The organism is Erwinia sp. MMLR14_017, assembly GCF_033657285.1.
Classification (GTDB): domain Bacteria; phylum Pseudomonadota; class Gammaproteobacteria; order Enterobacterales; family Enterobacteriaceae; genus Erwinia.
On the sequence record NZ_JAWVWP010000005.1, the window covers coordinates 268469 to 288476 of the forward strand.

A 20008-nucleotide genomic window follows, 5' to 3' on the forward strand; every position below is an offset into this window, starting at 1 on the left:
TGCAGGCAGCAGAAATAGTGAGCGTCAGGCTGGTTCCAGCGTGGCAAATATGCTGACTAACAGCAGCACCATGGCAGAAAGCAGCAGCTCTGCCAGCGTGGTGCGCAGGAACAGACGTTGCGCGCTTTCTCCACAACGCTGGAAACGTGGCACCAGCCAGTAGCGGTTAGCCAGCGCCACTGCACACATCAGCATGACCAGCAGCGTTTTTAGCAGCAGCAGCTGACTGTAAAGCTGGAAACTTGCCGGAGGCCAGCCCAACAGCAACAGAGCATTGATTACGCCACTCACCACCACCAGCGCTACGGCAAGATGGCCATAGCGGGAGAAACGCATCAGCGTGCTAATAGCGTCATAGCGGGTTGTCTGCTGCCGGGCCTCTCTCATCAGCATGGCTACCGGCAACAGCCCGCCTGCCCAGAAGGCAGCGGAAATAAGATGAACGGCCTGATTGGCGCGCTGTAAAACGCCTGTACCGCCATCCAACATTGCCGCATGCCCCACAAAGGCTAAGCCTGTTAACTGCCCAACGCTGCTGAGCAATAGCAGCTGTTGACGCCCTCTTCCTTTCAACAACAGCGCAAGCACGCCAGCCAGGGCGAGCAGCAGTTGCCATTGCCAGGCCTGACCAAAGCGGGTTTGCAACACAGCCTGCCACACCTGCACGTCAGTTATATCCTGCCAGCCATTCCCCATCAGCCCGGTTTGGGCTGCCAGCAAAAGTATTGCCGTGCACAGGGAGAGCACCGCACTGACTGCCAGCAGCCGTTTAAAACGCTCCGCAAGATAACTCCTGAAGCGCGCCGGGGCCATGAGTGCGGTATAGAGACTGCCGCCCGCAAGGGAAATGAGCGCGGCGAAATGCAGCCAGCGGCAAAGGATATAGAAAACGCTGAGGGACATATCACTTCACGCTGAAGGAGTAATTCCCCTGGGTTTTATGGCCGTCAACCGAGAGCACATGCCAGTTGACCTGATAGTGACCGCTAACCAAAGGCTGTTTCAGCGGCGCAATCAGCTGATTATGCTGCCGGGGCGCGCGCTCAGCTTCCGCCAGGGGAATCGCTTTCTGATTAGCGTCGATAATTTCAACGCCGCTGAAAGCTGGCTCAATATCTTCTGAGAAGGTCAACGTCAGCGCCTGAGGAGAAGCTTCTACATTGGCATTCGCTGCGGGGTACTGATTTTTCAGATGAGCATGAGCAGAGACCTGCTGTGAGAAGGCGGTGGCGGAGAGCGCCAGGGCAAAAACCAGAGAGAACTTACGCATAATAATCATAGTATCCTGTGCTTTGCAGCCCGAAAGCTGTGATGTGGCCGAAAGGATACTCCGCCTGAAATACGGTGTCGAGACGATAACGGCTCACACTACGGACCGGACTTGCGAAAGTGCACTAACTGCTATATTTTTGCCGCCGACAGAGGAGAAACCTGATGAATCACAATCTGGCTGAACTATCCCAGGAAGAAAAAGATAAGGTCAACGTAGACCTGGCTGCGGCTGGCGTAGCGTTTAAAGAGCGTTATAACATGCCGGTGATTGCTGAAATGGTTGAGCGTGAACAGCCGGAAGCGTTGCGTGACTGGTTTCGCCAGCGACTGACGCAGTATCGTCAGGCCTCATTAAGCTTTTCCCGCCTGCCTTATGAGCCGAAGCAAAAATAGCGCATCGGTTTCGCTTGTTTTTCCTCACCGCTTCGGTTGAGATACTAACCTGATACAGGCCATGCTGGAGTGCTTATGTCTGTCTGGAGTATAGCTGCTGCCCAATCGGGCTCCCGTCCTGGCGACCTCGCCTGGAATATTTCCCGTCACCTCGACTTTATTCGTCAGGCTGCTGTTCATCACGTCGATCTGCTGATCTTCCCTGAACTTTCCCTTACGGGTTACGAGCTCGACCGCGTTACCGAACTGGCAATGCCCATGGACGATCGTCGCCTGGATGCGTTTGCCGTGGCCGCGACTGAACACACCATGTCGATCATTGTCGGGCTTCCGCTATTAACAGCTGACGGCATCCTGCTCAGCGCCATCGCTTTTCTGCCGGACGGCACACGGATGGCCTACGGCAAGCGCAATCTCTTTGGAGATGAGAAACAGCTGTTCACTGCGGGCGAGAGCGTTCCGCTGTTTGGCTATCATCAGCACCATGTGGCGATGGCCATCTGTGCAGACATCAGCGTGGAAGAGTATGCCAGGGACGCCGCAAGACGAGGCGCAAACCTTTATGCCACCGGCGTACTGGTTTCTGAAAAAGGCTATCATCACGACTGCGAATATCTGGCTCGCTGGTCACGCGACTATAAAATGGCGGTGTTAATGGCGAACCATGCCCTGCCAACCGGCGGCTATCAGAGTGCGGGTAAAAGCGTGCTGTGGGATGAAAGCGGCAGGCAGGTGGTCACCGGCGGTGAAGGTGAGCAGCTGGTGATTGCCAGAAGAACCGGTAAAGATTGGCAAGGAGAGGTCCATTCGTTACGCTATCCGCCAGTTATTTAAAAGGGACGCATTATGTTACGCGTGATAGATACCGAGACCTGCGGCCTGCAGGGTGGCATTGTAGAGGTGGCGTCAGTTGATGTGGTTGATGGCGCGATTGTCAATCCGATGAGCGATCTTATCTGCCCGGATCGTCCTATCAGCCATCAGGCGATGGCTATCCATCGTATTACGGAAGCGATGGTAGCGGATAAACCGCCAATAGAGCATGTGATTAGTCGCTATCACGGCAGCCCCTATTATGTGGCTCACAACGCCAGTTTTGACCGCCGGATGCTGCCAGAGATGCCGGGTGAATGGATCTGTACCATGACGCTGGCTCGCGGCTTGTGGCCGGGCATCAAATACAGCAATCAGGCCCTGCGTGAAACGTTACAGCTGGAGGTCACACCTCCGGCTGAGCTGCATGCTCACCGCGCGCTGTATGATTGCTACGTCACGGCTGCGCTGCTGATGCGGATTATGAGCTATTCAGGGTGGGATGCGCCCGAAATGGTACGCCGGATGCAGGTAAAAGGCTCAAGCATCACCTTTCCATTCGGCAAGTATCGCGGCAGTAAAATAGACGACGTGGCAAAAAGAGATCCGGGATACCTGAAATGGATGTTAAAAAATATCCCGGATTTAAAGCCCGACCTGCGAAGTGCAATGGAGCGGGCTTTATCAGTAGAGTAACTTAATTAGCGTTAGCGGCGCTGAGCGTTTCCTGCGCCAGCGCTATCAGGAAGGCGTACTCCAGCACTACCCCTTCGTAAGACTTAAAGCGTCCCGATTTACCGCCATGTCCTGAATCCATATCGGTACAAAGCAGCAGCAGATTATCGTCCGTCTTCAGCTCTCTTAACTTTGCCGCCCATTTTGCCGGTTCCCAGTATTGCACCTGGGAATCGTGCAGTCCGGTAGTGATCAGCAAATGCGGATAGGCCTGAGTCGTTACGCGGTCGTAGGGGCTGTACTGGCTGATATAACGATAGAACGTCTCGTCAGCCGGGTTTCCCCACTCATCATATTCGCCGGTGGTTAAAGGAATAGATTCATCCAGCATAGTGGTTAAGACGTCCACAAACGGCACCTGCGCCACCACGCCGCTAAACAGGTCTGGCGCCATGTTAATCACGCCGCCCATCAACAGACCGCCTGCGCTGCCGCCCATCGCATAGAGCTTGTCAGGTGCGCCATACCCTTTGCCGACCAGGGCTTGAGTAGTATCGATAAAATCGGTAAAGGTGTTCATTTTGTTTAACAGTCGGCCATCATCGTACCACTGCTGTCCAAGCTCTCCGCCCCCACGAATGTGGGTCAGGGCGAACACAAATCCGCGATCGAGCAGGCTCAGGCGGCTGGCGCTGAAATCAGCGTCCATGCTGCTACCGTAAGAACCATAGCCATAGACCAGCAGCGGGTTCCTGCCCTGACGGAAGTGATCGCGGTGATAAACCAGAGAGACAGGCACCTGTACGCCGTCACGGGCGGTAATCCAGAGACGCTCGCTGCGGTAATGACTGGGGTCGAAGCCTTTCACCTCAGCCTGTTTAAGCGTCTTCCGCTCTCCGGTATCCAAATCGAGTTCATAAAGCGTGTCCGGCGTAGTCATGGAAGAGTAGCCATAACGTAATTTACTGGTTTCCGGCGAAGGATTGATCGACAGCCAGGTCACATAGGCGGGATCGTCATAAAGAATGGCGGCTTCTTTACCTGTTTGCCAGCTGATCTGCCGCAGCCCGGTTAAACCCCCTTCGCGCTCTTCCACCACCAGCCAGTCGCGGAAAAGCGTAAACTCTTCCAGCACCACTTCTTCTCTGGCTGGGATCACCGTTTCCCAACTTGTTTCAGCCAAAGCAGTAGTGCGATAGAGGGCAAAATTTATCCCTTCGCGGTTAGAGCGGATATAAAAATGTTGCTGATAGTGATCAAGAAAATATTCATGATCTTTACGTCGCGGGCAGAACAGCTGCGGTTGCACGTCTGAACGCGTGGCATCAAGCAGCAAAATTTCGCTGGTGGTGCTGCTGTGTAGCGTTATCTGAATAAACTCTTCCGACGTCGTTTTCTGTACGCCGACGTAAAAAGTGTCATCCTTCTCTTCATAAACCAGCTGATCCTGCTCCTGAGTTGTTCCCAGCGTATGCCGCCAGACCTGCCAGGGCAGCAGTGTCTGCTTGTCTTTCAGCACGTAGTAAAGAGTGCAGCCGTCATTAGCCCAGGTAAAGCTGGATGAAACGTTTTCCAGCACTTCCGGATACCAGTGGCCGGTCTCAAGGTTACAAAAACGGATGCCGTACAGCCTTCTCGATAAGAAGTCTTCAGCTACGGCCATCACCTTATTATCCGCCGTTATACTGACGCCGCCCAGGGTATAAAATTCGCTTTTTGCCGCACGCTGGTTGCTGTCCAGCAAGACATCCCATTGATCGGGCGTGGTGGTATTTTCCGGCTGACGGGTATAGATCGCGTATTCGTTACCCTCCTCATAGCGACTCTGGTAGCGATAGCCTTTCCTGACGTAAGGCACCGAGTGGTCCCGCGCGGGAATGCGATCGATAATCTCTTTAAGCAGGCCTTCCTGCAGCGCCTTTTGCGACTGCATAATCGCTCTGCCGTAATCATTTTCCGCATGCAGATAATCCAGAACCGCCGGATCTTCGCGCTGGTCATCCCGCAGCCAGTAATAATTGTCGGTACGAGTTTCCCCATGAAGGGTCATCTCGAAGGGAATTTTTTTGGCAATAGGTGGTTTTTGCATCGTTCAGCCCCGCTGGATCAAGTACATAGGCTAAGGGTGGCAGTTGTCCGGGCGATTGCCAAGCGCCAGAGCGAAGGAGGACCAAAAAATTATTGTTGCAAGGGGTGATAACGGCTTCACCCCGTTTCGTCAGTTCAGGCCGTTAGCTTCTGCTTTTCAGCCTGGATATCCTGCGCCATGCTGTCGCGCACATCCTGCGGGATTTTCAGTTCGTCGCCAAGCGCCTGGAGATAACTGCGCTCCATAAAATGGTCCACATCAATCACCAGATTGCTGAGGAAATAGAGTTCCAGAGCCTCTTCCTCATTTTTGACATCCTGCGCCAGCTTATGAGGATCGAGAGGCATATCAATAGCTTGCTGAATAAGCTTTTCGCCGGTTGCCCCTAAACCTGCCTGATGGATATGTTCATCAAGTGCTTTTCGCTCCTGCGCATCTATATGGCCGTCGCTTTTAGCAGCAAACACCAGCGCCTGCACCAGCCTTTCGGCCCGCCGATCCACCGGAGTCTGTTGTTGCCCATATTGCGGCTCATCCTGATGCGTCTGAACAACGCGCTCTTTATACTTCTTCCATAACACCGCGCCCGCAGCAGCGCTGCCGCCGATGATAAGCGCGTTTTTACCATATTTGGCCAGCAGGTTGCGTGACGATTTACTGGCAATCAGCAACCCTGCAAGCCCGCCCAACGCGCCTGGTGCCAGCATTTTACTCAGGCCTTCGCCGCCGCCTGATTTATTGCTTCCTAATACGGTCTGAATTTGTTGCAGCCAGTTACTCATAACCTTTCCCGCTCTGAAATGAAAAAACCAGCATAGAGGGGCAGGTGTCAAGAAGCGTAAAGCGAAGAAAAGCCTGGAAAACCTTAACTTTCTCACTGGTCTGATAACTGCTCTCAGGCCGCTATACTTACCTTCTGACTGAGCTTTTTCAGTCCTTAGTGCACTGTTTTTAGCGGGAGCATAAAGACTCTTCCTGCAGTAAGCACTTTGCACACCTGAAGGGGATTATTATGGCCAGATTTATCAACAACCCACTATTTATTAATACGGTTCTGCTGGGCGGCACGCCTCAGGAAAAAGTGATGGCTGCGGCAAAGGCGGGGTTTGATCAGATCGAACTGTGGCGTCAGGATGTGGAAGCGCACGCTGGCGATGCCAGAAATCTGGCTGCGCTACTCGACAATCAACAAACAGGCCTGACGGATTATCAGGTGCTGCTGGATTTTACTGGCGCGCCAGATAACCGGCGTGACGCTAAGCGCAGGGAAGCGCTGCAAATGCTGGAAACGGCGGTACTTTTAGGGGCCGACACGCTGTTAACGCCTGCATCGACCGATCCAGACTCTGTTGCCGGACGGGAGGAGGAGGATTTACGCTGGCTGAGCAGAGAGGCAGGAAAAAGGGGTTTGAGAATAGCATTTGAGGCGATGGCCTGGAGTACGCACATCAATACCCTGCCAGCCGCCTGGAAGCTGGTGCAGAAGATCGATGAACCCAATCTTGGTCTGGTGGTGGATGCTTTCCATATTTTTGCGCGCAACCGCACCTTGGCTGATCTTGCCGGCATCCCAGTGGAGAAAATCTTTCTGGTACAACTTTCCGATCTCGCCACGCTCCCTTCTCAGGATCATCTTGTGGATATTGCCCGTCATCAGCGCTTATTACCCGGACAGGGTAACTTTCCCCTCTATACGCTGTTAAACGCGTTACATACGCAGGGCTATCAGGGGCCTTTAGGACTGGAGGTTTTTAACGATCGGTATCACCAGCTGCCGCCAGTGGAAGTGGCAGCAGAAGCGATGCACGCGCTTAAAAGAGTGTGCGCCGCAACGAGCTGAGCAGTTGAAGGGTTGAAGGTTAACAGAGGGAAGTATTAAACAGAGAGAAGCGCAGGCTTTCAGACCTGCGCGCAAGAAACAGTAACCAACCCGCTGGGAACTCAGGCCGCTTTAACGCCGCGTACCGCTGCCCGGTTTTTAGCAGGCTTACCGGAGGCAGTTTCAGCCCCCTCTTCGCCCTGCTCTTCATCTTCCGCTGCTTCTTGTTCATCCGACACAGCCTTCGCTTTTGCTGCGCCTTCAACGCCTGCAGAATCCTCGGCTTCCGGCATTTTGCTGGTACGAAGAATATGCTGCACGGCCTCTTTATTTTCTGCCAGGAACATTCCCAGCGCTTCACGCTGATCCTCTTCCATGGTCAGCGGTGACGCACTCAGCCAGTCTGAAAATGCTTCAGCCATATCGAGCATTTTATCGTACGCGTCGGCTTCTTTTTTACTGGCGAATGTCATCTTTTCCTCACCTTTTCTGACGACAACATATTTGATTTCAACAGCCATAGTGCACACCTCGTTTAACTGTATTTTTATACAGTATAACAGCCTGGTAATTTTTGCTCAACCCTGGAAAGCAGATGTGCGCGCAATCGTTTTCGTTTATACTGCGCGCGTTTTTTCCATCCAATCAGGTAGAAGATTATGACCACTCTTGGTACTGCGCTGCGCCCCGCCGCAACGCGTGTAATGCTGTTAGGGTCTGGGGAACTGGGCAAAGAGGTGGCGCTGGAATGTCAGCGTCTGGGCGTTGAAGTGATTGCGGTTGACCGCTACGCCGATGCCCCGGCCATGCACGTTGCTCACCGTAGCCATGTCATCAATATGCTTGATGGTGAAGCTCTGAAAGCCCTGGTCGCGCTGGAACGCCCGGATTATATCGTGCCAGAGATAGAAGCCATCGCCACCGATATGCTGATTGAGCTGGAAAAAGCGGGCCAGAATGTCGTACCGACTGCGCGTGCGGCGCGTCTGACCATGAACCGCGAAGGCATCCGCCGTCTGGCAGCGGAAGAGCTGGCGCTACCGACTTCAAGCTACCGTTTTGCCGACAGCCATGAGGCCTTTACTCAGGCTGCGGAGGAGATCGGTTTCCCCTGCATCGTTAAGCCAGTAATGAGTTCTTCCGGCAAAGGGCAAAGCTTTATCCGTGAAGCCTCACAGCTTGAAGCCGCCTGGGAATATGCGCAGCAAGGTGGTCGTGCCGGAGCTGGCCGGGTCATTGTTGAGGGCGTGGTGAAGTTTGATTTTGAAATTACACTGCTGACTATCAGCGCCACAGACGGCATACATTTTTGCGCGCCTGTGGGACATCGTCAGGAAGATGGCGATTATCGTGAATCCTGGCAGCCGCAGCAGATGAGCGATCTGGCCCGGCAACGTGCAGAGCAGATCGCAGAGCAGGTAGTCAAAGCGCTGGGAGGTTATGGCCTGTTTGGCGTTGAGCTGTTTGTCTGTGGTGATGAGGTGGTATTTAGCGAAGTCTCCCCTCGCCCGCATGATACTGGTATGGTGACGCTGATTTCCCAGGATCTCTCTGAGTTCGCCCTGCACGTTCGCGCTTTTCTGGGATTGCCGGTTGGCGGTATCCGTCAGTACGGCCCTGCCGCTTCTGCCGTTATTTTGCCGGAGCTGGAAAGCGACAACGTGCAATTCAGCAATGTTGGCAGCGTACTGGGAGCCGGTTTGCAGGTTCGCCTGTTTGGCAAACCAGAGATCCACGGCAAACGCCGTTTAGGCGTGGCGCTGGCAACCGGTGAAAACATTGAAGATGCCATTCAGCGCGCTATTGCCTGTGCTGCCGGAGTGAAAGTCAGCGGCTGACGCTGAAGCGCCAGCTGCATTCAGCCAGTCATGCGAAAGAGAGCGTGCCGGGTAGGCCCAGAACGGGCTTTACCTGTCACGCTCTCTTTTCTGTCGGCCTCTGCCGAGCCTGACACGGGACGCCAGCTGGTTAACGGAACGCCTGAACTCGTGAGCGTTCGCGCCTGCTTTAAAAAGTCTTGTGCGTCCCAGTACTTCGCAAGTTCCTTTTCCAGGGGCTAGTTTCGCGCCTGCTTCAGTCACCCTGCACCGGCAACATCAACCCGGATTAACGCGCGCCCGCCACGGCTTCTTTCGCCAGCTGGGTGATACGATCGTAGTCCCCTGCTTCCAACGCATCCGCCGGAACCAGCCACGAGCCGCCGATACATAACACGCTTTTCAGGGCCAGATAGTCGCGGTAATTGGCCGGAGAGATACCCCCGGTTGGGCAGAAACGTACCTGGGGGAAAGGACCGCCAATCGCCTGCAGAGCTTTTACCCCACCGTTGGCTTCAGCCGGGAAGAATTTGAACTCCCGCAACCCGTAATCAAGACCCGTCATCAGTTCCGAAACGGTGCTGATGCCAGGGATCAGCGGCACCGGCCCGTTAACGGCGGCCTCAAGCAGCGACTCCGTAACGCCGGGGCTTATGACAAACTGCGCGCCTGCATCTGTTACTTCTTTCAGCTGCTGAACATTAAGAACCGTACCGGCCCCGACAATGGCTTCCGGTACCTCTTTGATCATCGCTTTAAGCGCATCCATTGCGCAGGGAGTGCGAAGCGTCACTTCCAGCACTTTTACGCCCCCCGCAACCAGAGCTTTCGCCATGGGTACGGCATGTTCAAGCTTATTTACAACAATCACCGGTACAACCGGGCCTGTGGTAAGGATCTGCTCTGCACTGGTCTTCCAGTTAATCATCTGTCTGCTTCTCCAAAGCGACGCGCGCGGCGTCAGGAAAGGGGTCCATTCACTACCATACAGGATTACCCTTCACGACGTCCAGGCACTCGTCCGGTTTTTTAAAACTGCGGTTCATTTTTGCGAAACCCCTCTCAGGCTATGCAAAAAAAAACCCTGCCAGAGCGGCAGGGCTTTTAAGAAGAGTAATAACGGTAACAGCTCAGAGTCGCCCTGAGGTATTACTCAAACTCGTTCCAGGAACGGCCATCGCGGGTAATCATGGCAACGGAGGCAACCGGCCCCCATGTGCCAGCCTGATATGGCTTCGGCGCTTCATTATCGGCAGACCAGGCATCCATAATGGAGTCGACCCATTTCCAGGCTTCTTCCACTTCGTCACGGCGCACAAACAGGGCCTGAATACCGCGCATGGTTTCCAGTAACAGGCGCTCATAGGCATCTGCCAGGTGCGACTGATTAAAGGTTTCAGAGAAGCTCAGATCCAGCTTGGTGGTTTGCAGGTTGTGTTTGTGATCCAGGCCTGGCACTTTGTTCAGGATCTGAATATCCACACCTTCATCCGGCTGCAGACGAATGGTGAGTTTGTTCTGCGGTAATTCCTGCCAGGACTCTTTAAACAGATTCATCGCCGGGTTCTTGAAGTAGACTACCACTTCTGAACACTTAGTTGGCAGACGCTTACCGGTACGCAGATAGAAAGGTACGCCAGCCCAGCGCCAGTCATCAATGTCGACGCGGATAGAAACAAAGGTTTCGGTGCTACTTTGTTTGTTAGCATCCTCTTCTTCCAGGTAGCCAGGCACTTTTTTGCCCTGAACGAAACCGGCAGTGTACTGGCCGCGCACGGTTTTTTCACGCACGTTGGTATGGTCGATACGGCGCAGCGAACGCAGTACTTTTACCTTTTCATCACGGATGCGGTCTGCAGAGAGATCCGCAGGGGGAGACATGGCGATAAAGGTCAGAACCTGCAGTAAGTGGTTCTGGATCATATCGCGCATCTGGCCCGCTTTATCAAAGTAGCCCCAGCGCCCTTCAATACCCACCTCTTCAGCCACGGTAATCTGCACATGATCGATAGTGCGGTTATCCCAGTTGGAGGCAAACAGCGAGTTCGCAAAGCGCAACGCAAGCAGGTTCAGTACCGTTTCTTTACCCAGATAGTGGTCGATACGGAAAACCTGGTTCTCTTCAAAGAATTCAGCAACCTGATCGTTAATTTCGCGCGAGGTATCCAGCGAGGTCCCCAGCGGTTTTTCCATCACAACGCGGGCGGGTTGAGCATTCAGTTTTGCTGAGCCAAGCCCTTTACAGATGGCACCGAAAGTTCCCGGCGGCATGGCGAAGTAGTTAATGGTTACGCGTTTTTTCTGGTCAAGCATTTTGCCTAATTTGCTGAAATGCGCCACATCATTCACGTCAAGATTACAGAAGTCGAGACGACTGCTTAACTTGTCCCACAACGCTTCGTCGATTTTCTCCTTCATGAAGGTTTCAAGCGCTTCACGCACTACTTTGGTATAGGCTGCTTTATCCCAGTCGGCACGTCCCACCCCGATGATGCGGGATTCTTCATGGATCTGGCCGGCTTTTTCTAACTGATAAAGGGAGGGCAACAGTTTCCGGCGCGCGAGATCGCCTTTGGCACCGAAAATCACCAGATCGCATGCCTGAGCCGTTTGTGTAACCGCCATTTTATTCTCCTCGTTGCAGGATAAGCCTGACCGGATTAATCCGTAAGCAGTCAGGCTCTTTGTAATTTTATTTCAATACAATGTACTGCGTTTGCCGGGTCCACGTAAACCAGACAGCGCTCCACCAGCACAGAGTAGGTAATTGTCTGAACTTTACCGCGCGTTTAGCAGACAGTTCGTGCGTAATTTTTCGACTTTTTTGTTACTGTATTTACATCTGTGAAAATCAGACACAGCTCAAAGTCTGGTAAAAAAGGCCGGGGATCCGCGTAATGCCTCTGCCCGTGGCTCATCAGCGCACTGTATATTCTCTACAAATTGACATCGATTTCTCCTTTGATTGAAATCGTCAGAATGTATGAGTGGAAGCCGTTATGAATATGCTGGAAAAAATCCAGGCTCACCTGGAACACCTTAGCAAATCCGAGCGAAAAGTGGCGGAGGTAATTCTCGCCTCGCCGGATACCGCTATTCATGCCAGCATTGCGCTGCTGGCGCGCGAGGCGGAAGTCAGCGAACCCACGGTCAACCGTTTTTGCCACCGCCTGCAAACCAAAGGCTTCCCTGATTTTAAACTGTTGCTGGCGCAAAGTCTGGCAAACGGCACCCCCTATGTCAGCCGCAACATTGAAGAACATGACAGCGTAGAGGCTTACTCAGCCAAAATTTTTGAGTCCGCCATGGCCGGTCTGGATCGCGTTCGTCAGCGTCTGGATGCCACTTCCGTTAACCGTGCCGTAGATCTGCTTACCCAGTCGAAAAAAATCGCCTTTTTCGGGCTGGGCGCTTCCGCTGCCGTGGCGCATGATGCGATGAATAAATTTTTTCGCTTCAATGTGCCTGTGGTCTATTCCGATGATATTGTGATGCAACGGATGTGCTGCATCAACAGCACAGAAGGTGATGTTGTGGTGCTGATTTCCCACACTGGCCGCACTAAAAATTTAGTTGAGCTGGCGCAGCTTGCACGTGAGAATGATGCCACCGTGCTGGCTATCACTTCCCCGGACTCCCCGCTGGCGCGTGAAGCCACGCTGGCCCTGACGCTCGACGTGCCTGAAGACACGGATATCTATATGCCGATGGTCTCCCGTCTGGCGCAGCTTACGCTGATAGACGTGCTGGCTACCGGCTTTACGCTGCGTCGTGGTCCCAAATTTCGCGATAACCTCAGGCGGGTTAAAGCGGCGTTGAAAGAGTCGAGATTTGAGAAAGAGGACCCGCTGGTGGCGCTCCCGTCGCTGGCCCGTTCTTAGAGGGCTGCACTACCCGGCCCCTATCCTTACAATGAGTGAACCTTTTCAGGGGTTGCTCCGGCAACATCCCTTTCAAAGTCAATGGAGTCATACATGTCAAGACGTCTCAGAAGAACCAAGATTGTCACCACCCTTGGGCCAGCTACCGATCGCGATAACAACCTCGAAAAAATCATCGCTGCGGGTGCCAACGTTGTTCGTCTTAACTTCTCCCATGGCACTGCGGAAGATCATCTGCTGCGGGCGAATAAAGTGCGGGAAATTGCGGCGAAATTGGGCCGTCATGTAGCTATCCTCGGCGATTTGCAGGGTCCAAAGATCCGCGTTTCCACCTTCAAGGAAGGAAAAGTATTTCTGAGCATCGGCGACCGCTTCCTGCTTGATGCCAGCCTGGGTAAAGGTGAAGGCGACAAGGATAAAGTCGGCATCGACTATAAAGGGCTGCCTGCGGATGTGGTGCCGGGCGACATTCTGCTGCTGGATGATGGGCGTGTTCAACTCAAAGTGTTGGAAGTTCAGGGCATGAAAGTCTACACCGAAGTCACCGTCGGCGGGCCTTTGTCGAATAACAAGGGCATCAATAAGCTGGGCGGCGGACTCTCTGCGGAAGCGCTGACCGAGAAGGACAAGGCGGATATTCTTACCGCCGCCAAAATCAACTGTGACTATCTTGCTGTTTCCTTCCCGCGCTGCGGTGAAGACCTGAACTATGCCCGCCGTCTGGCCCGTGATGCAGGTTGCGATGCGAAGATTGTCTCTAAAGTGGAACGCGCAGAAGCGGTAGCCAGTCAGGAAGCGATGGATGATATTATCCTTGCCTCCGACGTGGTGATGGTCGCAAGGGGTGACCTGGGCGTGGAAATTGGCGACCCGGAGCTGGTGGGCATTCAGAAGGCGCTGATCCGCCGTGCGCGTCAGCTTAACCGCTCGGTGATCACTGCGACCCAGATGATGGAGTCGATGATCACCAACCCAATGCCAACGCGTGCAGAAGTGATGGACGTAGCGAACGCCGTGCTGGATGGTACCGACGCCGTTATGCTCTCTGCAGAAACCGCCGCTGGCCAGTACCCCGCTGAAACCGTTACCGCTATGGCAAAAGTGTGCCTCGGCGCTGAAAAAATCCCCAGTATCAACGTCTCCAAGCACCGCCTTGATGTGCAGTTTGATAACATCGAAGAGGCGATTGCGATGTCCGCCATGTATGCTGCCAACCACCTGCAGGGCGTGACGGCTATTATCACCATGACCGAATCGGGCCGCACTGCGCTGATGACCTCCCGCATCACTTCCGGCCTGCCGATTTTCGCTATGTCCCGCCATGAGCGCACCCTGAATCTTACTGCGCTCTATCGTGGCGTTACTCCGGTGTTCTTTGACAGTAATAACGATGGTGTTGTTGCCGCACACGATGCCATTAACCTGCTGCGCGACAAAGGCTTCCTGATGTCTGGCGATCTGGTCATTGTTACTCAGGGTGACGTGATGAGCACCACCGGCACCACCAATACCAGCCGTGTTCTGCGCGTAGAGTAATCCCGTCTCAAGTTATTGAGCTGCAAGGCTCAATAACTTTCCCCCTGTTTCCCGTAGTCTCCCGACTCCCCTTTTGCACGCTTAAAATCCCATAATGTGACGCATATCACATTTTTAACATTAACAACACTTATAACACCTCTGTCACAATAATCCTATTGAATGATAATGATTACTATTTATAATCTCATCCTCAATTACAAACGGCGTCAAAACGCCACAAACCCACACAAACTGGAGTTATTTTAGTTAAGAACAGCTAAAACCACTGGATTGTTGTGCCATTGGGGATTTTAACTCCCCACTTAAACGTTAATAACGCTGAACTGACGCCATCTCGTCAGGCAACCTTCTCTGCCTTTTTTTCAGGGCGGCAGGGCTTACTACGTCTTTTTTAAGGAAATGCTATGGTCTTACGTTCACAAACTCAGCCCTTGCCTCGCAAGCCAGAAGCTGCCGGGCATCAGGAATATATTTTCAATGACCAGCAGCTGGACGCGTTGAATGAGCAGACGCAGCAGGTATTGTCCCTGCTGACCGCAACCTTCAATGCTGTTGAGAAACCGTTCAGCGGAATTCTTCCACATGAGCTTGCTCCTGAGTTCGTCAGTGTTGACCTCGACTCTCCATTAGGCAGTAGCGAAGCGGCACTGGAAGAACTCGGCCAGCTCTATCTGCGCGATGCAGTCTGGTTCCACCATCCCAAATATGTTGCCCACCTCAACTGCCCGGTTGTGCTCCCCTCTGTACTGGCAGAGCAGATCATGGCGGCGGTGAACAGTTCAGTGGATACCTGGGATCAAAGCGCGGGCGGCACCCTGATTGAGCAAAAGGTGATTGACTGGACGCTGAGCCGCATTGGCCTGCCCCAGCCCTCTGACGGCATCTTTACCAGCGGCGGCACGCAGTCCAATCTGATGGCGATGCTGCTGGCTCGCGATAGTTGGTGTGCCGCTAACCATCCTGGTCACCTGATCAAACAGCAAGGTTTACCGCACGATGCCAGTAAATGGCGCGTATTTACCTCGAAGCTCAGCCATTTCAGCATTCAGAAATCGATGGCTATTCTCGGGCTGGGCTACGATGCAGTGATCCCGGTGGATTATGATGACCACTATCGTATGGACGCCATGAAGCTGGAACAGGAAATTCAGCGCTGCCATAAGCAGGGCCTGATCCCAATTGCGGTCGTTGCCACCAGCGGTACCACCGATTTTGGCAGTATCGATCCGCTACAGACTATTTCCCATCTCTGTCAGCATTACGGACTGTGGATGCACGTCGATGCCGCCTATGGCTGCGGCCTGCTGGTATCAGAAAAACATCGTCAGCGCCTGAAAGGCATTGAGAAAGCTGACTCTGTTACCGTGGATTACCATAAATCCTTCTTCCAGAGCGTCAGCTGCGGCGCGTTCTTTGTTCGCGACAAAAAGCACCTCAGCCACGTTACCCATCATGCGGATTACCTGAATCCGTTAAGCGCGCAGCAGGAGGGCACGCCAAACCTGGTCAACAAAAGCATCCAGACCACGCGCCGCTTTGATGCGCTGAAAATGTGGCTGACGCTGCGCATTATGGGACCAGCCGCGCTGGGCCAGGCCTTCGATACGATTATCGATCTGACCCAGACCGCCCATACCCTGCTGAGCGCACATCCGGCGATTGAGGTGCTGCATGCGCCAGAGCTGACCACACAAATCTTCCGCTACGTGCCGCGCCCAGGCATGAGCGATGCCGCTCTGGATGAGATCAACGCCAACATTCGTAAAGCGCTGTTCCGGTCCGGTAATGCGGTGATTGCCGGCACCAAAGTGGGTGGTCGTAATTATCTCAAATTTACCCTGCTCAACCCAACCACTACGGCGACAGACCTGGAAGATGTTATCGCCCTGATCGTGCATTACGGTCGGGAACAGGTTCGCCATTCAGCGCTGAATGCAGCTAATCAGTGAGGACTTATGACTACTGTCTATGATTTTGTCGGTATCGGTATTGGCCCCTTTAACCTCGGGCTGGCCTGCCTGAGTGAACCTGTTGCAGGGCTGAATGGCGTATTTCTGGATCAGAATCCAGGCTTCGACTGGCATACCGGGATGATGCTGGAGAGCGCCCATCTGCAAACGCCTTTTATGGCAGATTTGGTGACGCTGGCCGATCCTACCAGCCCCTATAGCCTGCTCAACTACATGAAGCAAAAGGGTAAGCTCTACTCTTTTTATATCAGAGAAGATTTTTTCCTGATGCGTAAAGAGTACAACCAGTACTGCCAGTGGGCTTGCGCCCAGCTCAGCAATCTGCGCTGGAACACCAGGGTGGAATATGTCAGCTATGACGACCAACAACAGTGCTATCGCGTTAAATCCGTCGATACGCAAACCGGCCAGGCGCAGGAGTGGCTGGCCCGTCACCTGGTGCTGGGCACCGGGCCTGCGGCCTGGATGCCGGAGTGCAGCCGTCCCTGGCGTGACCGCTTCACTCACTCCAGCGAATATCTGGTCAATAAAGCCGAATTGCAGCAGAAAAGCTCCATCACCGTGCTGGGCAGCGGCCAGAGCGCTGCGGAAATTTATTACGATCTGCTGAGTGATATCGACAGCCACGGGTATCAGTTGAACTGGGTAACGCGCGCCCCGCGCTTCTACCCGCTGGAATATACCAAGCTGACGCTGGAGATGACTTCCCCAGAGTGGATCGATTATTTCCACGATTTGCCGCCAGCCAAACGCGACGCGCTTAACGCCCGTCACAAGAATCTCTATAAAGGCATCAACAGCAGCCTGATTAACGACATCTACGATCTGATGTATGTCAAACAGCTGGATGGCGAGCTGAACGTCAACCTGTTTACCCATTCAGAGCTGAAGGATATGCGCTGGCTCTCTTCGGGCGAATTTGAGCTTTCGCTGCATCAGCAGGAGCAGGAGCGTGACTTTACCCGTCGTACTGAAGGGCTGGTGATGGCAACCGGCTATCACTATCGGCCGCCGATGTTTATCGAAGGCATCTCCGCACGCCTGCGCTGGGATGAAAAAGGGCGCTACGACGTGCAGCGCAACTACAGCATCGACTATGAAAACAAGGTCTTTGTGCAGAATGCCGAGCTGCATACCCACGGGTTTGTTACCCCGGATCTGGGTATGGCTTGCTACCGGAACTCCGTATTACTGCGCGAGCTGGCAGGTAGGGAAGTTTATCCTGTTGAACGCCAGATCGCTTTCCAGACCTTCCCGGCGCAATCGGAACGTTAATATGCCAAATATACTCTTTACTGCTTCACGTCCTGCGGGACGTTTTACCCTCCGCCCGATGCGGGAAGAGGACACCTCATTAATCCACAGCTGGGTCACGCGAGATTACGCCCGCTTCTGGGGAATGCAGAGCGATACGCTTGCCCAGGTGGCAACCTTCTATCGCGGCCTGATTGCCCGCGAGCCCCGCGCCGCGATGATTGGCTGCTGTGATGATAAACCCGTTTTCCTGATGGAGTTTTATCAGGCCAGCGAGGATGAAGTGGGTAAATTTTACCCGGCCCAGCCGGGCGACTACGGCATGCACATATTGATTGCGCCAGCGAACCGTCCGGTGCGGCAGTTCAGCTGGCAGGTGTTCAGCGTGGTGATGGACTACATGTTCAGCCAGCCGGAAGTGCTGCGCGTGGTGGTGGAGCCAGATATCCGTAACGAGAAGATCCATCCGCTGAACAAACGTGCAGGGTTCCGCTATCAACATACTATCGATATGGGCCACAAAACCGCCTGGCTGGCTTTCTGCCACCGCGACGACTATCAACAAGCCTTACAGCAGGAAACGCTAACCATGACCAACCAAAACCCCCTTCTTTCCGGCTCTCATTTGTCTGGCGATAACTGGGCGCAGGCGAACCGTCTGCTGATCCGTAAAGCGATTGCTGAATTTGCCCACGAAAAAATTATCTCCCCTGCCTCACTGGGTAACGATCGCTTCTCCCTGGCGGTACCGGGCGGTGAAGCTGATTACCAGTTTAAAGCGCGCCGTCTGGCGCTGGATCACTGGGAGATCGATCCCGCTTCGCTGATTAAGCAGGAGAACGGGCAAGTGCTGACGCTGGACGCCCTGCAGTTCATCGTCGAGTTCAACCAGCAGATCGGCATACCTGCCAGCATGCTGGCGACCTACATGGAAGAGATCACCAGCACGCTTTGCAGCAGCGTTTATAAACTGCAGAAAGGCAATCCCGATAGCGCCGCGTTGGTAAGCGCCGATTTCCAGACGGTTGAAGCTGCCATGACCGAAGGCCACCCCTGCTTTGTGGCAAACAATGGCCGCATTGGTTTTGATGCCCGTGACTATCTGGCCTATGCGCCGGAAGCCGCCGCGCCAGTGAATCTGGTCTGGGTGGCCGTTCACCTGCGCAATGCGCACTTCTCCAGCCTGAGCACTCTGGATTATGACCAGCTGATGCGTGAGGAGCTGGGCCAGGCGGTAGTTGATGGCTTTAACCAACAGCTGCTGGAGAAAAAACTGGCGCCGGATGACTACCTGTTTATGCCGGTGCACCCGTGGCAATGGCAAAACAAGCTGCTGACGGTATTTGCTCCGGATATTGCCAATCACGATATTGTCTGGCTGGGCACCGGTGACGACAGCTATCAGGCGCAGCAGTCTATCCGCACCTTCTTCAACCGCAGCCAGCCCACTAAACGCTACGTTAAAACTGCGCTCTCGGTGTTAAACATGGGCTTTATGCGTGGCCTTTCACCCTATTATATGGCGACCACACCGGCGATAAACGAGTGGCTGGAAGAGCTGGTGGCGAAAGATGCGTGGCTGCAGCGCTGCGATTTCCGCATCCTGCGGGAAGTGGCGGCGGTGGGATACCACAATCGCTACTATGAAAAAGCTATTACCGGAGACTCCGCCTACAAAAAAATGTTTGCCGCGCTGTGGCGTGATAATCCGGTCGCCAGCCTGCAGGCGAATCAGCGGCTGATGACGATGGCGTCATTCCTGCACGTCGATCAGCATCAGAACGCGCTGCTTCCGGCGCTGATTGCAGATTCAGGTCTGCCTGCAGAAGAGTGGATATCGCGCTATCTGAGCTGCTACCTCAGCCCGCTGCTGCACTGCTTCTATCAGCATGATTTGGTCTTTATGCCGCACGGCGAGAACCTGATCCTGCTGCTGGAGAATAATGTGCCGGTCAGCGCTTACATGAAGGATATTGGTGAAGAGATAGCGGTGATGAACCCGGATGCGGTTCTGCCAGAGAAAGTGCAGCGTCTGGCGGTAGAGGTGCCGGAAGATCTCAAGCTGCTGTCGGTATTCACCGATGTCTTCGACTGTATCTTCCGGTTTATCAGCGCCATTCTGGACGAGTCCGGCACGTTGCCTGAAGAGAAGTTCTGGCAAGCCGTCGCCCGCTGCGTGAAGGAGTATCAGCAGATGCATCCGCAGATGGCGAGTAAATTCGCCCGCTACGATATGTTCACGCCGGAGTTTACCCGCTCCTGTCTGAACCGCCTGCAGCTGGCCAATAATCAGCAGATGATTAACCTGGCCGATCCGGCAGAAAATCTGAAATTTGCCGGTACGCTGGTTAACCCTATAGCCGCTTACCGCTAAGCCCTGACGGGTCCGACGCTGCAGAGCCGCATTGCGTCAGATAATTCATCAATTAAGCATAAAACTGGTGTATGTTGACGCGGTCGCTCAGGCGGCCGCGTTTTTTATTTTT

17 protein-coding genes are annotated in these 20008 nt (G+C 53.9%); 10 read left to right on the plus strand and 7 right to left on the minus strand.

All coding sequences use genetic code 11. From position 1 onward, the window contains the following. Positions 1–24: 24 nt before the first annotated feature. Together copD and yobA are read right to left on the minus strand one after the other, a co-directional pair. Positions 25–903 carry a copper homeostasis membrane protein CopD gene (gene copD / locus SD961_RS10930; RefSeq protein WP_318790393.1) on the minus strand — a complete coding sequence of 293 codons (879 nt, stop codon included), beginning with the start codon at positions 901–903 and terminating at the stop codon, positions 25–27. Between the two features lies 1 nt (position 904). Continuing rightward, positions 905–1270, minus strand: a complete 366-nt coding sequence (gene yobA / locus SD961_RS10935; protein WP_318790394.1) for a CopC domain-containing protein YobA — start codon at positions 1268–1270, stop codon at positions 905–907. A gap of 164 nt (positions 1271–1434) precedes the next feature. Between yobA and SD961_RS10940 the strand changes: the two genes are divergently transcribed. The 3 genes from SD961_RS10940 to exoX all read left to right on the plus strand — a co-directional run bounded on the left by SD961_RS10940 (position 1435) and on the right by exoX (position 3174). Then, positions 1435–1665, plus strand: coding sequence for a DNA polymerase III subunit theta (locus tag SD961_RS10940; protein WP_318790395.1), 231 nt, complete (start codon positions 1435–1437; stop codon positions 1663–1665). 75 nt (positions 1666–1740) lie between these two features. Next, positions 1741–2499, plus strand: a complete 759-nt coding sequence (locus SD961_RS10945; RefSeq protein WP_318790396.1) for a carbon-nitrogen hydrolase family protein — start codon at positions 1741–1743, stop codon at positions 2497–2499. A 12-nt stretch (positions 2500–2511) separates the two neighbouring features. After that, positions 2512–3174, plus strand: coding sequence for an exodeoxyribonuclease X (exoX, locus tag SD961_RS10950; RefSeq protein ID WP_318790397.1), 663 nt, complete (start codon positions 2512–2514; stop codon positions 3172–3174). A 1-nt stretch (position 3175) separates the two neighbouring features. Here the strand turns inward: exoX and SD961_RS10955 are convergent, their stop codons facing one another. Then, positions 3176–5242: a prolyl oligopeptidase family serine peptidase gene (locus SD961_RS10955; RefSeq protein ID WP_318790398.1), complete on the minus strand. Its 2067-nt coding sequence runs from the start codon at positions 5240–5242 to the stop codon at positions 3176–3178. A gap of 134 nt (positions 5243–5376) precedes the next feature. Further along, entirely contained in the window at positions 5377–6024 is a 648-nt protein-coding gene (locus SD961_RS10960) for a tellurite resistance TerB family protein (RefSeq protein WP_318790399.1), read from the minus strand. A gap of 230 nt (positions 6025–6254) precedes the next feature. Here SD961_RS10960 and SD961_RS10965 point away from each other — a divergent pair, with 230 nt between their 5' ends. Then, positions 6255–7082 carry a sugar phosphate isomerase/epimerase family protein gene (locus tag SD961_RS10965; RefSeq protein WP_318790400.1) on the plus strand — a complete coding sequence of 276 codons (828 nt, stop codon included), beginning with the start codon at positions 6255–6257 and terminating at the stop codon, positions 7080–7082. Positions 7083–7183: 101 nt separating this feature from the next. On the opposite strand, the gene SD961_RS10970 is transcribed toward SD961_RS10965, so the two are convergent. Beyond that, positions 7184–7582 (minus strand): YebG family protein, encoded by a 399-nt coding sequence (locus SD961_RS10970; protein WP_318790401.1) that lies wholly within the window; start codon positions 7580–7582, stop codon positions 7184–7186. A 138-nt stretch (positions 7583–7720) separates the two neighbouring features. Here SD961_RS10970 and purT point away from each other — a divergent pair, with 138 nt between their 5' ends. Next, a complete protein-coding gene (gene purT / locus SD961_RS10975; RefSeq protein ID WP_318790402.1) occupies positions 7721–8899 on the plus strand; it encodes a formate-dependent phosphoribosylglycinamide formyltransferase in 1179 nt (392 codons plus the stop codon). 268 nt (positions 8900–9167) lie between these two features. On the opposite strand, the gene SD961_RS10980 is transcribed toward purT, so the two are convergent. Both SD961_RS10980 and zwf read right to left on the minus strand, forming a co-directional pair. Continuing rightward, positions 9168–9806: a bifunctional 4-hydroxy-2-oxoglutarate aldolase/2-dehydro-3-deoxy-phosphogluconate aldolase gene (locus SD961_RS10980; RefSeq protein ID WP_318790403.1), complete on the minus strand. Its 639-nt coding sequence runs from the start codon at positions 9804–9806 to the stop codon at positions 9168–9170. Between the two features lie 221 nt (positions 9807–10027). Next, complete coding sequence (gene zwf / locus SD961_RS10985) at positions 10028–11503, minus strand: glucose-6-phosphate dehydrogenase (protein ID WP_318790404.1); 1476 nt, start codon at positions 11501–11503, stop codon at positions 10028–10030. Between the two features lie 374 nt (positions 11504–11877). Here zwf and SD961_RS10990 point away from each other — a divergent pair, with 374 nt between their 5' ends. The 5 genes from SD961_RS10990 to SD961_RS11010 all read left to right on the plus strand — a co-directional run bounded on the left by SD961_RS10990 (position 11878) and on the right by SD961_RS11010 (position 19896). After that, on the plus strand, positions 11878–12759 hold the full coding sequence (locus tag SD961_RS10990) for a MurR/RpiR family transcriptional regulator (RefSeq protein WP_318790405.1): 882 nt from the start codon (positions 11878–11880) through the stop codon (positions 12757–12759). A 93-nt stretch (positions 12760–12852) separates the two neighbouring features. Then, entirely contained in the window at positions 12853–14295 is a 1443-nt protein-coding gene (pyk, locus tag SD961_RS10995; RefSeq protein ID WP_306205846.1) for a pyruvate kinase, read from the plus strand. 407 nt (positions 14296–14702) lie between these two features. Beyond that, positions 14703–16247 (plus strand): aspartate aminotransferase family protein, encoded by a 1545-nt coding sequence (locus SD961_RS11000; protein WP_318790406.1) that lies wholly within the window; start codon positions 14703–14705, stop codon positions 16245–16247. Between the two features lie 6 nt (positions 16248–16253). Beyond that, complete coding sequence (locus SD961_RS11005) at positions 16254–17543, plus strand: lysine N(6)-hydroxylase/L-ornithine N(5)-oxygenase family protein (protein ID WP_318790407.1); 1290 nt, start codon at positions 16254–16256, stop codon at positions 17541–17543. A gap of 1 nt (position 17544) precedes the next feature. Continuing rightward, on the plus strand, positions 17545–19896 hold the full coding sequence (locus SD961_RS11010) for a GNAT family N-acetyltransferase (protein ID WP_318790408.1): 2352 nt from the start codon (positions 17545–17547) through the stop codon (positions 19894–19896). The last annotated feature ends 112 nt before the right edge of the window (positions 19897–20008 follow it).